20 protein-coding genes are annotated in these 15,568 nt (G+C 42.5%); all 20 read left to right on the top strand.

The window, feature by feature from the left end:
* Positions 1-31 precede the first annotated feature (31 nt).
* The 20 genes from D6855_RS04515 to D6855_RS04420 all read left to right on the top strand — a co-directional run bounded on the left by D6855_RS04515 (position 32) and on the right by D6855_RS04420 (position 15,481).
* Positions 32-244: a Maff2 family mobile element protein gene (locus D6855_RS04515; protein ID WP_120738510.1), complete on the top strand. Its 213-nt coding sequence runs from the start codon at positions 32-34 to the stop codon at positions 242-244.
* A gap of 119 nt (positions 245-363) precedes the next feature.
* A complete protein-coding gene (locus tag D6855_RS04510) occupies positions 364-1,230 on the top strand; it encodes a VirB6/TrbL-like conjugal transfer protein, CD1112 family (protein WP_120738508.1) in 867 nt (288 codons plus the stop codon).
* A gap of 18 nt (positions 1,231-1,248) precedes the next feature.
* Positions 1,249-1,644, top strand: coding sequence for a PrgI family protein (locus tag D6855_RS04505; RefSeq protein ID WP_120738506.1), 396 nt, complete (start codon positions 1,249-1,251; stop codon positions 1,642-1,644).
* 1 nt (position 1,645) lies between these two features.
* Positions 1,646-4,048 carry a VirB4-like conjugal transfer ATPase, CD1110 family gene (locus tag D6855_RS04500; protein ID WP_442861346.1) on the top strand — a complete coding sequence of 801 codons (2,403 nt, stop codon included), beginning with the start codon at positions 1,646-1,648 and terminating at the stop codon, positions 4,046-4,048.
* A 4-nt stretch (positions 4,049-4,052) separates the two neighbouring features.
* Positions 4,053-5,771: a C40 family peptidase gene (locus tag D6855_RS04495; RefSeq protein ID WP_120738502.1), complete on the top strand. Its 1,719-nt coding sequence runs from the start codon at positions 4,053-4,055 to the stop codon at positions 5,769-5,771.
* 10 nt (positions 5,772-5,781) lie between these two features.
* Entirely contained in the window at positions 5,782-6,054 is a 273-nt protein-coding gene (locus tag D6855_RS04490) for a DUF4315 family protein (protein WP_120738500.1), read from the top strand.
* Positions 6,041-6,697: a DUF4366 domain-containing protein gene (locus D6855_RS04485; protein WP_120738499.1), complete on the top strand. Its 657-nt coding sequence runs from the start codon at positions 6,041-6,043 to the stop codon at positions 6,695-6,697. Before D6855_RS04490 ends, D6855_RS04485 begins: the two co-directional genes overlap by 14 nt.
* A gap of 76 nt (positions 6,698-6,773) precedes the next feature.
* Positions 6,774-6,992, top strand: a complete 219-nt coding sequence (locus tag D6855_RS04480; protein ID WP_120738497.1) for a hypothetical protein — start codon at positions 6,774-6,776, stop codon at positions 6,990-6,992.
* A complete protein-coding gene (locus D6855_RS04475; RefSeq protein ID WP_120738495.1) occupies positions 6,992-7,339 on the top strand; it encodes a DUF4316 domain-containing protein in 348 nt (115 codons plus the stop codon). Before D6855_RS04480 ends, D6855_RS04475 begins: the two co-directional genes overlap by 1 nt.
* A complete protein-coding gene (locus D6855_RS04470; RefSeq protein WP_120738493.1) occupies positions 7,296-7,628 on the top strand; it encodes a plasmid mobilization protein in 333 nt (110 codons plus the stop codon). Before D6855_RS04475 ends, D6855_RS04470 begins: the two co-directional genes overlap by 44 nt.
* Positions 7,629-7,711: 83 nt before the next feature.
* Positions 7,712-7,996, top strand: a complete 285-nt coding sequence (locus D6855_RS04465; protein ID WP_120738491.1) for a hypothetical protein — start codon at positions 7,712-7,714, stop codon at positions 7,994-7,996.
* A gap of 96 nt (positions 7,997-8,092) precedes the next feature.
* Positions 8,093-9,274 carry a relaxase/mobilization nuclease domain-containing protein gene (locus D6855_RS04460; RefSeq protein ID WP_120738489.1) on the top strand — a complete coding sequence of 394 codons (1,182 nt, stop codon included), beginning with the start codon at positions 8,093-8,095 and terminating at the stop codon, positions 9,272-9,274.
* A gap of 164 nt (positions 9,275-9,438) precedes the next feature.
* On the top strand, positions 9,439-9,732 hold the full coding sequence (locus D6855_RS04455) for a SpoVG family protein (protein ID WP_158589465.1): 294 nt from the start codon (positions 9,439-9,441) through the stop codon (positions 9,730-9,732).
* A gap of 261 nt (positions 9,733-9,993) precedes the next feature.
* The gene (locus D6855_RS04450; RefSeq protein ID WP_120738486.1) at positions 9,994-10,590 is read left to right on the top strand and encodes a hypothetical protein; all 597 of its coding nucleotides are present in this window, start codon (positions 9,994-9,996) and stop codon (positions 10,588-10,590) included.
* The gene (locus D6855_RS04445) at positions 10,583-10,972 is read left to right on the top strand and encodes a hypothetical protein (protein WP_120738484.1); all 390 of its coding nucleotides are present in this window, start codon (positions 10,583-10,585) and stop codon (positions 10,970-10,972) included. Before D6855_RS04450 ends, D6855_RS04445 begins: the two co-directional genes overlap by 8 nt.
* A 227-nt stretch (positions 10,973-11,199) precedes the next feature.
* Complete coding sequence (locus tag D6855_RS04440) at positions 11,200-12,234, top strand: hypothetical protein (RefSeq protein WP_120738482.1); 1,035 nt, start codon at positions 11,200-11,202, stop codon at positions 12,232-12,234.
* A 44-nt stretch (positions 12,235-12,278) separates the two neighbouring features.
* Positions 12,279-13,160 carry a DUF6033 family protein gene (locus tag D6855_RS04435; RefSeq protein ID WP_120738480.1) on the top strand — a complete coding sequence of 294 codons (882 nt, stop codon included), beginning with the start codon at positions 12,279-12,281 and terminating at the stop codon, positions 13,158-13,160.
* A gap of 81 nt (positions 13,161-13,241) precedes the next feature.
* Positions 13,242-13,895 carry a hypothetical protein gene (locus D6855_RS04430; RefSeq protein ID WP_120738477.1) on the top strand — a complete coding sequence of 218 codons (654 nt, stop codon included), beginning with the start codon at positions 13,242-13,244 and terminating at the stop codon, positions 13,893-13,895.
* 82 nt (positions 13,896-13,977) lie between these two features.
* Entirely contained in the window at positions 13,978-15,012 is a 1,035-nt protein-coding gene (locus D6855_RS04425) for a hypothetical protein (protein WP_120738475.1), read from the top strand.
* Positions 15,013-15,049: 37 nt separating this feature from the next.
* On the top strand, positions 15,050-15,481 hold the full coding sequence (locus D6855_RS04420) for a hypothetical protein (RefSeq protein WP_120738473.1): 432 nt from the start codon (positions 15,050-15,052) through the stop codon (positions 15,479-15,481).
* Positions 15,482-15,568 lie beyond the last annotated feature (87 nt).

Below are 15,568 nucleotides of genomic sequence, written 5' to 3'. Positions count from 1 at the left end.
ATGAAGCTGAATTTTTGGGCGAAAACGAATTATGGCATTCTTCAATTCAGCGGTAGGAGTTTTACAGACACTTGTTGTAGCACTTGGCGCAGGCCTTGGTGTTTGGGGCATTATCAACCTCCTCGAGGGGTATGGCAATGACAACCCTGGAGCTAAGAGCCAGGGAATCAAGCAGCTGATGGCAGGTGGAGGTGTTTGCCTCATCGGTATTAAGCTCATTCCTCTTCTCTCAGGACTCTTCTGATTCCTGGGAGGGGAGCGCGGCCTGCCGCGCTATAGCAAGATGCAGGACTGAAAACTGAATATTGTTCGGGGGCTGGCGCGACCAGTCCCCACCTATAAAAAACAGAAAGGTGGCAATCTATGGATAGAGTAGTAGAAGAGCTCGCCGCCTGGCTTAAGTCTGTACTTGTAGATGGTGTTATGAGCGTTATGGCAGGTATGTTTCAGGACGTGAATAACCACGTGGCTGATATCACAACACAGGTAGGAATGACTCCTGATGCATTTCAGCCCAGTGTTTTTAGCATGATACGTAACCTATCGGAAACTGTAATCATGCCGATAGCGGGTATGGTGCTAACCTTTATTGCCTGCTATGAACTGATACAGCTAATCACAGCTCATAATAACCTGGCTAACTTTGAGACATGGATTTTCTTCAAATGGCTTTTTAAGACCTATGTTGCAGTCATGCTGATCACTCACTGCTTTGACTTTACCATGGCGGTATTTGATGTTGCCCAGCATGTGGTAAGAAGCAGCGGAGGACTTATTGCAGCGTCAACCGCAATAGACGACTCTGCGCTTGCGACCATGAGGTCAACTCTGGAAGCAATGGATATGGCAGCACTCTTTGGCATGTTTTTCCAGGTAATGTTTGTAAACCTGGCAACAAGGATTCTTGCTGCATTCATATTTGTAGTTGTTTATGGACGTATGCTGGAAATCTATCTGACCATAAGTCTTGCGCCTATTCCGTTTGCGACATTCGGGAACAGAGAGCAGAGCCAGATGGGACAGAACTATGTAAGAGGCCTGTTCGCTTTGGGCTTTCAGGGATTCCTTATCATGGTATGTGTGGCTATCTATGCAGCGCTGATAAGTTCAGTTGCATTCTCAACCGACATAGTCGGATCTATGTGGGGAGTATTGGGATATACGGTTCTTTTATGCTTCTCACTTCTGAAGACAAGTTCCATCTCAAAGAGCATATTTAATGCAAGGTAAGACAAGGGGGCAAAAACCATGGCAAATTTTGTTTCGGTCCCCAGGGATCTTTCAAGGGTCAAGGAAAAACTGTTCCTGAATCTCACCAAAAGACAGATCATCTGCTTTTCACTGGCGGCACTCGTAGGAGTTCCGTCTTTTTTCTTTGTAAAAAAGCTTTCAGAAGATGTTAGCGGAGCAACGCTCGTAATGATGGTGCTTATGTTGCCGTTCTTCTTCGTGGCTCTATACGAAAAAGATGGTATGAACTGTGAGACCATCCTTAAGCACATGATCCAGTGGCGATTCAAAAGACCCAAGGAGCGTCCTTACAGGACCAATAATTATTTCGCTGCCCTCATGAGGCAGAAAAAACTATATGAGGAGGTGGAGGACATTGTTATTTCCTTTGTTCAGAAAGAAAAGAAAACGTGACCTGAAAGTTCCGGTTCGCCTCTCATCTGAGGAAAAGAAAAAGATAAAAAAGGTCATAGATGATGCCAAGAAGGCTGATAAGGTGCCGCACTCCGCACAGGAGTCCGTAACATTTGAGAGAATGTTTCCAAGCGGTATCTGCAGGGAAGAAGGAGATTTTTACTCCAAAACCATCCAGTTTCAGGACATCAACTATAAGCTGGCACAGGAAGAAGATAAGACAACCATTTTTGAGGAGTGGTGCAGTTTTCTTAACTTCTTTGACAGCTCTGTTGAGTTTTCCCTGACCTTCCTTAATGTCAGTACAGATGGCACAAAGTTTGAAAAGAGTATCAGAATACCACTTAGGCATGATACTTTCAACGACGTAAGAGATCAGTATTCATCAGTACTAAAGAGTCAGTTCGAAAAAGGTAATAACGGCCTTACAAAGACCAAGTACCTTACTTTCGGTATCCACGCAGCTTCCATAAGAGAAGCTAAGCCAAGACTGGCCCGAATAGAGACTGATGTTCTCAATAACTTCAAGCACCTGGGAGTGTTTGCCAACAGTCTTAACGGAAAAGAGAGACTGAAAGTCATGCATGCGATCTTCCACATGGGAGATGATGACAGATTCATGTTTGACTGGAAGTGGTGTACGGAGCGTGGACTTGGACCTAAGGACTTTATCGTTCCCAGCAGTATTGCATTTCCCACAAAGAAAACATTCGAGATGGGAGATATGTACTGCGCTATGAGCTTTTTGTCTATCACTGCATCAGAAATAAATGATGAGATGCTCTGTGATTTTCTTTCCATGGATTCATCACAGGTTCTTACAATCCACATGCAGTCTGTAGACCAGAATACAGCCATAAAGAAGGTTAAGCACACCATTACAGAGCTTGATAGAAGTAAAATCGAAGAGCAGAAAAAGGCTGTCCGTTCCGGTTATGATATGGACATAATTCCCTCAGATCTTGCCACATACGGCAAAGACGCCAAGTCTCTTCTGAGGGAGCTGCAGAGCCAGAATGAGCGAATGTTCATGATAACGTTTCTTATCATGAATACCGGAAAGACTCTGAGAGAGCTCGAAAACAATGTGTTCCAGGCAAAGAGTATAGCACAGAAACACAGTTGCACGCTGGTTCGTCTTGACTATCAGCAGGAGATGGGGCTTATGAGTAGCCTTCCTCTTGCTCATAACCACATCGAGATACAGCGCGGCATGACAACCTCAAGCTCAGCAATCATGATCCCTTTCACCACTCAGGAGTTATTCCAGGAGGGAGAGGAATCTCTGTATTACGGTCTTAATGCTCTTTCCAATAACCTGATCATGGCTGACAGAAAGAAACTTAAGAACCCTAACGGCCTTATCCTTGGCACACCAGGTTCCGGAAAGTCTTTTGCTGCAAAGAGGGAGATAGCCAATGTTATGCTCTCTACGGACGATGACATCATAGTATGTGATCCAGAGGCCGAGTATGCACCTCTTGTGCAGAAGTTCGGCGGGCAGGTCATCAAGATCAGCGCCAATTCCAGCCAGTATATCAATCCCATGGATATCAACCAGAACTATTCAGATGATGACAATCCTGTAGCACTTAAGGCAGAATTTATCCTGTCCTTATGTGAGCTTGTTATCGGAGGAAGAGACGGACTGATGCCCATAGAGAGGACTGTTATCGACAGATGTGTTCATAAGATATACAACAAGTATTTCAATGATCCGCGTCCTGAGAACATGCCTCTTTTGGAAGATCTATACAATGAACTCCTTAAGCAGGATGAGAAAGAAGCGCACAATCTGGCAACAGCACTGGAAATATATGTTTCCGGTTCCCTCAATGTCTTTAACCACAGGACAAACGTTGATATCAATAACAGGATTATCTGCTATGACATCAAAGACCTTGGTAATCAGCTCAAAAAGCTAGGAATGCTGATTGTTGAGGACCAGGTCTGGGGCAGAGTTTCTGCTAACCGAGATTCCGGAAAGAGTACCCGTTACTATATGGACGAGTTCCATCTGCTTCTTCGTGAGAAGCAGACCGCAAGCTACAGCGTAGAGATTTACAAACGTTTCCGTAAATGGGGAGGCATCCCGACCGCAATAACTCAGAACGTGAAGGACCTTTTGGCCTCTGCGGAAATCGAGAATATCCTCGAGAACTGCGAATTTATCTATATGCTCAATCAGGCGGCAGGTGATAGAACAGTTCTTGCACAAAAGCTCAATATAAGCCCACACCAGTTATCCCATGTCACACAGGCCGGAGAAGGTGAAGGGCTTTTGTTTTTTGGAAATGTGATCCTGCCGTTTGTAGATCACTTCCCTAAGGATATAGAGCTTTACAGGATTCTCACCACCCGTCCATCAGATCTTGTGAAATACAAAGAAGAAAAGGGGGCATAACGATTTGAATGATAGGGAGCATTTCAGAGAGAAGTTCCGGACGCAGTCCGCCCTTAAAGAAGAGTATGGGAAAAAGCTGAAAAAAAGTAGAGTTGGTGTTGGCTCAAAGGACACTGAGGAAAAGCCGGATCCGGAGCGTAAGAAGGTTCTTAGGGGCAGAGCTGAGTCAGAAGAAATGCTTGGTGTAAAGGCTCAAATGAAGGCTGAGAGTGCCAGAATCAAAGCATTACAGGCTGCAGACACAGTAGTTACTGTGGGAAATACTGTTATAGGTGCAGCAGCGGAAGTAGTGGCTGCGGGTAGCAGTGACTGCAGGGATGATAAGAACGTATCGGGGGATGTGGTTCATGAGGGAGCCTCCGCAGTTCATGAAGCTACGGACAAGATCAACGAAGGCATCTACCAAAGAAAGCTTAAACGTCAGCATAAAGAAGAAAAGAAGCATGCCAATGAGCAGAATCCCAAGGATGGTTCAAATGCAAAGTCCAGAGCAGCTCAGAAAAAAAGAAACCGTAAGTCTTACTACCAGAGGGAAAAAGAGCGTGAGGCTGCAAAGCGGGGAGCAACATGGCTGGAGGATGCAATAAACAAAATATCTGAAAAGATAGGCGATGCTCTTGCTGCACTCGCAAACTTTGTAAAAGGGAATCCCAAGCTGATTCTCGCAATAGTTATTGTCGTTCTGATCATTGTTCTGTTATCAGCTATGGTATCCAGCTGCGCCATGATGGTTCCTACTATGTCTGATGGAACCCTGGTCTCCACATACACTGCGTATGATGAGGATATTCATGGTGTAGAAACGGACTATCGTAAGCTGGAAAAGGAACTTAAGAAGAAAATAGACGATACTGAGACACTATACCCGGGATATGACGAGTATGAGTACGAGCTTGATGAGATAGGGCATAACCCTTATGAACTCATCACGTATCTTACAGTCAAATATGATGATTTCAAGAGAAAAGATATGAAGCCTATCATAAAAAAGCTCTTTGAAAAGCAGTACAAGCTGACATATAAGTCCAGGACTGAGAAGCGGACACGTACTGTAGAAAAGACTGGAACCAGATGGGTAGATGACGATTCTTATCCTGAAGGTGGTTATGAAGAAGAATACACCTACGAGGAGGAAGAGGAGTACACAGTAAAAATCCTGAAGGTAAAATTGGATAACCGTAGCCTTGGTAAAGTCATAGAGGAGATGGGGCTTACTTCAAAGCAGAAATCTCACTATGATCTTTTGCTAATGACGAAGGGCAACAAGGAGTATCTTTTCGCAGATATCTATTCTGACCTTGAGGACCCTGAGGACTATCATGTTCCCGGAGATGCTCTCACTGATGCACAGTTTGCAGCTATGATAGCTGAAGCTGAGAAGTACCTTGGCAGGGAATATGTTTGGGGAGGCAGTAATCCAACTACTGGTTTTGACTGTTCGGGGTATGTTTGCTGGGTATTAAATCACTGTGGCTACAGTGTGGGAAGAACTACAGCTCAGGGACTTAGAAAAAGATGCGCTTATGTATCGCCTTCAGATGCAAAACCGGGAGATCTTATCTTTTTTGAGAGAACTTATGACACTCCCGGGGCAAGTCATGTTGGCATCTATGCTGGTGATGGCATGATGCTCCACTGTGGCAATCCCATATCCTACACATCAATCAACACCAAGTACTGGAGAAATCATTTCCTATGTTATGGAAGACCAGTAAAACCATGAGGAGGAGATTATGTTTGAGAGATTAGACAGATATAAAGCCGAACTTGCAAAGGCAAGGGGGCGCAGAGCCGAGGCTGATGCAAGAGTCAGAGTTCTGGAAAAGAAATGCCAGGAGGAAGAGATGGCTGCAGTTCATGAAATGATGAAAGCAGCTGACATAACTCCTGAAGGTCTTCAGAAGCTGATTGCCTACACAAAGGACAATCTGCCTGGGGGCAAATCTGTTGGCGATATAGTCAGCGGAAATACAGATGAGGAGGAACTCGAAGATGAGGAAGTTTAAAACAGCAGTACTCGCTTTAAGCAGCATTTGCATGGCGTTATCGTTTTCGCCTATCACGTCATTGGCTTATGTTGATCCGGAGGTAGTGGAGGAAGAGGAAATTATTCCACCTGAGCCTGTGGAGGAAGTGGAAGAACCCATGGGGCCTCTTACTCCTGATGGTAATCTTACCATCATTGATGATTATGGCGATCCAAACAAAAGCGGTAAGCAGTTCATCACTGTGTCTTCCAAGAGTGGAAACATCTTTTATATCATCATCGACCGTGATGATGAGGGTGAGAACACAGTTCACTTCTTAAATCTCGTTGATGAGAGAGATCTGCTTTCGCTTATGGATGACGAGGAAATAGCTGAACTTATGGAAGAAGAGGAAGAACCTGAACCGGAGCCTGTAGTAGAGGAACCGGTGGAAGAAGAACCTCCAAAGGAGGAACCCAAGAAGGATAACTCCAATCTGATCATATTTGTTATTATCGCAATCCTTGGCTGTGCTGGAGGTTTCTATCTTTACAGTAACAGAGAGGATTTTTCTTTTGGCAAAAAAGAAAAGAAGGATCCTGATGAGGACTATAACGAAGATGAAGAGACCGGTGGAGCGCTGGATAATGCAGAAACCATAAATGAAAAGCCTGAGGATTAAGGCTTAATCTTTTGCGACGGTGGTTGCGCGCTGACTCAGCACGTGACTGCCGTTTTTATGAAAGGAGATGATTGCAATGGCTGAGAATGCTATAGCTCAGGATATAACTGGGGAAGAAAAGGTGGAGATGATCACAAGTCGTCTCTCCAACTACAGCTTCAGGATGGGGGAGGTAGTTGATGCCAAAAAGAAAGCCCAGAAAAAGAAACAGATGATCAAGAAGGGCAAGATCGATGGCAGACCTTCTGTTCTTCAGAAATTGGATAACTACAAAAAGGCTAAGGGGGTGATCTGATGAGCGGACTTGATATTGCTAATGACCGGATCCACAAAGAGGAAGAACTCACGGAGCAGGAAGAGGCTATCCTGGAGGAACATACAATGCGTTCCGGGAAGAATTATCTTAAGGCTGCAGAGGACGCGATAGAGGCCAATGATAATAACTTTGATGGTCTGATCAATGCTGTTCCTGATGATGGCGAAGATGATCCTGATGATGATTATTCTTCTGAACTATCTGTAAAGAGAGCCAGGGAATATGATGCAGCCAGGCAAAAAGCCGTCGAAGATGAAGAAATCGCAAAGGAGAAAAAACGAAATGCCAGAGCGCGTGCACAAAGTTACCGTGAGATTGACAGATAAGGAGTACACCAGACTTCTCGCTAAAATGAATGAAGTTGGTGTAGGGAGCATGAGCCTTTATATCAGGAAGATGATGCTGGATGGATACTGCGTGAAACTAAAGACAGATGACTTTGGAGAGATCGTATATCTTCTGCGTATGTGTTCCAACAATCTGAACCAATATGCGAAAAAAGCAAATGCTTTTGGAGAGGTGTATGCTGCAGATATCGAAAACCTGAAAAAGCGTCTTGATGAAATCTGGGGGCATACCAAAAGTATGATGCTGGCATTTTCACAGATAAGATAATCGACAAACTTTTCAGATACACTTGCTGATCATATCATGGTTTTGTAGGCATCATTTGTTTAGACATCACGGAGGTAATTGCCATGAGTATTGTGAGATTTATTTTGAAGGTTGTTTTGTTCCCGGTATTTCTGATCCTTTTTACACTGAGTCTTTTTGTAAAAGTCATTGTAAATGTATCCGGTCTTGTGGCGGGTGTTGCGTTCCTTTTGGGGATTGTGATCATCATTTATAACATCACTACCCACTGCCTGTTTGGAGTGTGCATGACTTTTATCGCGGCAATGATGATTGCAGCAGTGATGCTTGTACTTGGCTACAGTGATTACTTTCTGGACAGGGTTATCGAGTTTTATCACGAAATCTGATCATAGTAATTCAATATAGTAAGGCATGAGAGCAGTCTGTATTTGCAAAATATGGGCTGCTTTTCTTATGCCCTTTTTTAGAAAGGGGGGATTATCATGGCAGCGACAATGCTTATTCCGCTCCATCATGTGAAGTCAAAATCTGTTGGAGAGTGTCTTGATCGCAGCATCGATTATGTCAGGGATTCCAGAAAAACAGAGGACGAAAAGTATGTAAGTACCTATGGCTGTGATCCTAATTCCGTAACAGAACAGTTCCTTCTTTCAAGAAAAATCTATGAGGATAATGTCCGGAAACCTCACAAAAATGACGTGATTGCTTATCAGATCAGGCAGGCATTTAAGCCGGGAGAGATTACTCCGGAAAGAGCAAATGAGATAGGTTATGAACTAGCCATGAAGTTCACTAAGGGCAAGCATGCTTTTATTGTAACTACTCATACGGACAAACATCACATTCATAATCATGTGGTGTTCAACGCTGTGGCTATTGATGGAAAAAGCAGATTCAGGAACATGTATTTTTCAAGTTACGTGCTTTCCAGAATCTCTGACATGCTCTGTCTTGAGAATAATCTCAGCGTTATAGAGTCCAGATATGAGCAGCGGGTTAAAAGTCATAGTCGTATGAACGCACATGGCAGTAGTCATGGCCTTGACTATAATAGCCTGAGCTTTCTTGTTGATATCGAGATAAAGATGCGGGAAGGAAAGGGCAAAGGCTATGAGAACTGGGCCAGGAAATTTAACCTAAAGCAGCGTGCCAAGGTGCTTCTGTTTTTGGAGGAACATGGCATTTCATCTTTCGAAGAATTGGTGAAAAAGACCAATACCATGGACGCAGAAATTGAGGAACTTAATAACCGCGTCAAAGAAAGAAATCAGAAAATGGCCGATAACAAAGAACTTCAGAATGCCATAATCACCTACTCCAAAACCAGTGATGTTTACACTGCCTATAGGGAGAGCGGTTATAGCAAACAGTTCCTCGCTGAACATGAAAAAGAGATCCAGGCCCATAAGGATGCAAAGGCAGTTTTTGAAAAAGTCCCTGGAGGAAAGATCCCAAAACTGGCTGACCTTCGTAGGGAATATGGAGAACTTATCGAAGCCAACAGACCTGATTTTCAGCAGTATGTGCAGCTAAGAAAAGAGCGGAAGGATTATCTTATCGCGAGAAAGAGTCTTGAACTTTTGCTCTCTAGAGAAGAGCAGGAAAAAGAAGAAAAGGCAAAGGCGAAGCCTAGCCGTAGCTCGAGGTCGGAGGCCTCGTTGTAAAAGCGAAAATCGCATTTGTCCGACAAATGCATTGCTTGCATGCGACCTTGCCAGCGGCAATGGTCGTCCCGGAGTAACCGCCCAGAGCAAAAAGATCTTGAGCATTTTAAGAAAACTACAAAAGTATAACAACAAACAATTTCATTATGAGGGGGATTTTTATTATGAGAATTGATATCAGAACAAAGGCACTTCAGGAGCCTACAAACGGAGTAAGGGGAGTAGCAACAGTAACATTTGGAAACAGCTTTGCTGTCAGGAATATCTCTATCGTGGAGAGCAAGGCAGGTAATCTTTTCATCTCTATGCCCAGCTACAAGATGAAGACAACTGATGAGAACGGAAAGCCTCAGTTCAAGGACATTGCTTATCCTGTGACTAAGGATTTCAGGGAAAAGCTTCAGGAGAACGTACTCCACAGCTACGATATCGGAGAAGATGTGGCTTTTGATATTTGATAAGTAAAATGCTTTATAAGTATAATTGCATTATCAGCATAGTTTGAACTATTATTTGCCAGGTAGTTGACTTTCACTACCTGGCATCTTAAAGCAGTATAATTAACTTCACTTCATGATGGGTGATTTGGCTTCAACCGTCCATTTATGACATTTTGGTGCCTATTCGTGCACTGTAATGATTGAAAAAGTGGACATGGCGGTATAATGAAAATGTGAAGATTTAGAACAATTACTAAAAAATTTTTGGAGAATGAATATATGAGAAAATATGGAATTGTATTATTGGGAGTTGTTTCAATTATGTTGCTATTCGGCTGTGGGGCAAAGGAAGAGCCGACAATTGATTTTGAAAAACTTGGAATCGACACTACTGATGGCCCAACAGCTGTGTTTATAGCGGAAAAGAAAGATGAAGAATGTATAGAATATGACAATGATCAACCTGCTGATAATAGTTACAGCGCTGTTATTGACCGGGTTTTAAATGAATATGAGTATAAACCGGTGCCCTGGAATAATACGATAGAATTTAAAGAAGATGCAGATATTCTCGTAGATATGGCAGAAGATTCTACCGGAAGATATAGGGCATATGGAATAATCAGTAAAGAAAAAGGTGCTAATGGGATCATATTAAATGACACAATTAATGGCACTGACAGAAATATAAATTGTATATTTGAAGAATGGTTCTACACAGCAACGTCAACTGATGAACCATATTTTTCATGGGAAGAAAATACACTATATTTTACATATCCTGTCCCGACATCTGGGGAGTCAGATCATGAAATAAAAAAGGTAAAAATAGATTGTGGTTATGACACAGGGCATATGGAGTTCGTTGATGAATAATCTTAACAAGAGCAAGAAAACAAAGCCATTAAGAACAATTTTGATAGTGATAACTGTAGTAGTAACTATCGGAGCAGTATTCTTTTGCTATTCATCAGAAATTTTTCAGAAAGGAAATCCACTTCCATACCTACATGCTGCATCAGCAATTACTGAGGAATACCCCTACGTAAAGGTGAATGTTGAAGCTGAAGGACCGGTATACATTTCCCGACGTGGTGAGTGTCAGGAATTACTACAATATATTTCTGACAGTAGTGGTCTTGAGTTTCAAGAGCAAGCAGGAAGTGTATATTTATTCTCTGATGGCATGAAAACTATATCCTTGGAATCAGAGAACTATTGGTCAGTTTACACTTTATGGACGGTTTTAAGCAGGTAATTGCCTAATGGCTACATATTGACACCGGAAAATGTCTTTTCATGACATAATAACGTCTATTCATGCAAGTGGTCTTTAATGGGAACTATGCAGAACCGATATGAAGATTAGGAAAACAATATTTAGCAAGTTTTTCAATCCAAAGGGTTAAGATTGTTTTATTTTAAGTCGATATATAAGTAGAAAGCTGTAATTATGTTCATTTGGATGTCACAAGGAGGTGCTTCATGAAGATACAGCAGAACATGGAAGTGCAGAATAACTTTTTACAGGATCAGACTGGCGTAAATTCTGCGTCTAAATCACATACTAATAATAAAAACAGCACAACGATATCAGGAGCAAATCTCACAGGAGATAGCCTGATAGCTCAGAGACAGGGCCTTGCAAAGAAGCAGGCTCTTAAAGTCGTGTCCGATGCTTTTGGCGGAGAAAAGAAACTTGACGCACAGATGCAGGGAATCAAGGATGAGATAAAGCGCCTGCAGGATGAGATCAATGAGAAGAGTGCTGATACAAGAGAAAATGATGCCAAGCTAAAAGAACTCCAGGAAGAATATGGTATTGATCCGGACAGCAAAGAACACAAAGAATTGTCGGTGCTGGCTGCCAAGATGAGAAATCCAAATGTAGGAGTTTCTGATGAAGAAATGAGCAGGCTTTCAGAATATCAGCAGAAGGCTCTTTACTATGTGACTACAAACCAACAGAACTCGCTTGACATAGATCATGCAAAAGCCATGCAGATGGCCAATGTTCAGGGTTATGCTGACATGAAATCAGAGCGTGCCAAGTCCCAGGATATGCTTAAAGCCCAGGATGCTGCTGAGGACATTATGGAAGCAGCAAATGGCGAGACGATAGCTCTTTTGACACAGGAAGCTGTAGAACATGTCGATGAAGAGCAGGAGGAGCGCGAAGAAGCTGCAAAAGAAGCTTCCGAAAAAAAGAAAGAAGAAAAGAAGGAAGAGGCCAAGAAGCTTGAGAAAGAGGCAGCGCAGCAGGAAATGATAGAAAATATCAAGGAGCATGCTGCTGAAAGCGGAAGGACCAGTGCTGATATCAAAAAGGCGGTTGCCAGACGTGAGCGTGAAGATGCAAACAGGATGGATCTTGGTGATGTAGAAAAGACGATTATTTCCGATGCTACATCTATGGAAGATACCCAGAATGCTGTGAATACAGAGATTACCAATATACTTAACAGACTCAGTCTTTTATCAAATGATATAAAAGGAACGTCGGTAGACAGTCAAATCTGAAAATGTCTTTTGGATAATTGAAAGTGAAAATGGAGGTAAATGGCATGGCAGGATTATATGGTATATCAGCTTATCAGCAGACTTCACAGGCATATAGCAAAAGCACAGTGAATAATGACACTAAAACACAGAGCACAGCTAAAAGTGATCAGACTGCAGCCACTAAGGGAGCACAGGCAAAGGTAGAGACAAAAGGCTGGTCTCCTATTGATACAAAATCATCTCTTGTGCCTACCAAGACGGAAATTGGAATGACGATTGGTGATGTGCAGCTTTCTGACAAGGCTAAAGATTATCTTGGCAAGCTTCAGTCCAAGTTCCATGGTATGGAGTTCATCACGGTAAGCAAAGATATGAAGGCTCAGGTACAGCAGAACGCAGCTGCATATGGCAATGCCAATAAAATGGTTGTTCTGATCGATGAAGAGAAGCTTGAGCGTATGGCTACCGATGAGTCATTCCGTAAGAAATATGAGGGAATCATCGCTTCATCACAAAGTAAGATGATGCAGGCTAAGATGGGCCTTTCCAGCAGTGGTTCCAATGTTAAGAATTTTGGCATGTCAGTGGATTCCAATGGAAAAGAGAGTTTCTTTGCCACGGTTGGTAAATCTCAGGATCTTCAGAAAAAGCGTATAGAGAAGAAGGCTGCTGAGAAGAAAGAACAGAAGATAAAGGAAAAGAAGAAAGCCGAGAAAAAAGCTCAGGAAGACCGCATAAATAAGGCAAAAGACAGTAAGGCTGAAAAGGCAAAAGACAAAGATGATATGAACATTTATGAGGAAGAAGAGTTCGAAATAATAGAGGCAAATTCCCTGGATGATCTTCTTTCCAAGGTACAGACTTATTCTTATAACAACGCAGCTTCAAGGGTAATGACAGATACCGAAAGAGCAGTAGGTACAAGGGTGGACTTCAAGGGATAAAACGCATATAGAGATTTACAACAATTGTGAAAGTAACGTTCAGACACATAACATATACCTCAAAGTAGGAGGACATGACTTATGAACGGAATTGATTCTATTGGAATCAATAAAACTGAAAACTATTTACAGGGAATGCAATTGGAAATAAAAGACAAGCTGGCTGCTTCAAAGCAGGATGGCACTGTTTCCAATGCCTTTGATTCAGATGTGGCAGCCACACTTTCAATCTCATCATCAGGAGCTGCGCAGATGGATCGTGCCGGAAGAGAGGCTGCTCTTAAGGAATCCATTGTTCAACTTGATGGGGGTTACAAAAAGTTTAACCTTTCAGAAGATGAAACGTGTATTCTAAAAAGCTTCAGGCTTGAAGAGTACTATGATATTCGGAGCAGAATGAAGGATACAGACCGCACTTCGTATAATGATCTTTTAAAAGCAGAGCAAACTGCTGATAATGATTCTGATCCAAGCGAAAAGTTTAAAGTCTATGCCAAGGCATATAACTGGGCTTATGGTGATATCTTTGACAGAATACATAACGAAGATCCCGAAGTGGATATTTATGTTAAGTCTTCAGGAACGCCTGAGAATCATGATTATCACATGAGAAATAACAGAAAGTCGATTGTTATTTCTACTGATGAGATCAAGCTGCTCCAATCTAAGCAGGATAAAGACAAGGAAGCGCAGGAGAGGTTATGGAACAGTATTTTAGAAAAGATACATAGCTGATATATGGATGGGAGGAACGATAATGAATATATCGTTTAATACACAAAGTCCATATTCGTCTTTTTATCAAAAAGGCACTCTTATGGGGCAGAACTCGCAGCAAAAGACTGCTGGGAGCAACTCTCCTTTTGCGCCTGGAAAAGATGCATCAGCAAATCCTCTTTCTAAATTTGCGAACAAGGTAACAGAAGATAAGGCTTCCATCTCACAACAGATGCGACAGATGATCAGAGATTTGAAGCAGGAACAGTATGCTTCGAAGACATCAAAGGATAAGGTTAATGGTTTTTCTGAGTTGTCAGGATCTCCTGATGCTGCAGAAGAGGAAGAGATAGATACTTCCGAAAAATATAATTACAAGACAGTAGCTTCCAAAATCCAGAGGGCAAAGACTTCCATAAGCGCAGGACAGGCCGTCCTTGCAGCAAAAAGGGAGACCTTAAAGATAAAAAGAAAGATATCTTCAGGAAACGGTGATCCGGAAGAATTACAGCTTGCGCTTACCCATGCAAAACGCATGGAAATGGTTGCCCGGAAAAAGCAGCATCACCTTGAACTGGAAGAAATGGTAGAGCGCACCCAGAGCAGGGATGAAAAACTTGAAAATCAGCGAGACGTAGGACAACAGATGCAGAGCGCACTTGCTTCTGCCGAAGAAGAAAAAATCACTGAGAAGGAAGATGCCATATTTGATGCCCGTGAAGAGATGCTTGATGCAGCACTCCAGCAGATGCAGGAAGGAGAAGCCTCTTTTTCTGAAGAAGAGTTAAAAGAGCTGAATGAGATGATCTCCGAATTCGGAGAGGAAGAACTAAAAGAGCTTGAAGAAGCCATGGAACTAATGGAGACCATGGAAGTGGTCGATCCGCATATGAGTAAAGCGGATTTAGAAGACCTTAAACGTAAACACCGCGCATCTGAAGACAAGGCTATCATGAAAGCAAACATGGAATATCTTAAGGATATGATAAAACATGAGCTTGCAAAGAATGCTTCAATGCCCAGCATGGGAGGTGGCGGGATTTCCTCTGCAACATCTGTTTCATTGCCACAAAGCATCGGGATTTCTGTTTCTGCACCACAGATGCAGGCTCCCACAATAGATATACAGGCATAGAGGTTTTATGTAAACATAAATAGTGGAGGACGATATTATGCGTATTCTCACTGATGTATCAAAAGCAGAACTTGATTATCTGACAAGTCAGCCTACAGCCAAGGCTATGATTGAAAAAGTAAAGACTGAAGGGAAGTATATCGCTGAAGGCGATGCTCAGGGTGCAGCAGCATTTGTGGCCAGTAGGAAGCAGCAACGCCAGGAAAATGCTTTATCTATTTCTGAGGAAGGTATGGCTGCGCTGAAGAAAGATAAGGAAGCTAAGGCAGAAAAGACAACTACAGACACAGATTCTGTGGATAAAGAGATAGAAAGACTTAAAGAAAAGAAGGCTGAGCTTGAGCAGAAGCTGCGTACAGCTGACGAAGCTAAACGCCAGCAGATAGAAGCAGAGCTAAATCAGGTTAATGCAGAATTGTTGTTAAAGACAACTGAGTCATATAGGCGTGAGCATTCGTCAGTGTATTAAAATCTCGTATTTCAAAATAAACTAAGCACGGAATATCTCAAGAATATGATAAAGCATGAGCTTGCGAAGAATGCGTCTATGCAAGGC

This window comes from Butyrivibrio sp. CB08, assembly GCF_003625485.1.
Classification (GTDB): Bacteria; Bacillota; Clostridia; order Lachnospirales; family Lachnospiraceae; genus Butyrivibrio.
The sequence above is the reverse complement of the archived record's forward strand: the minus strand, read 5'-3'. Positions and strand labels throughout refer to the sequence as shown.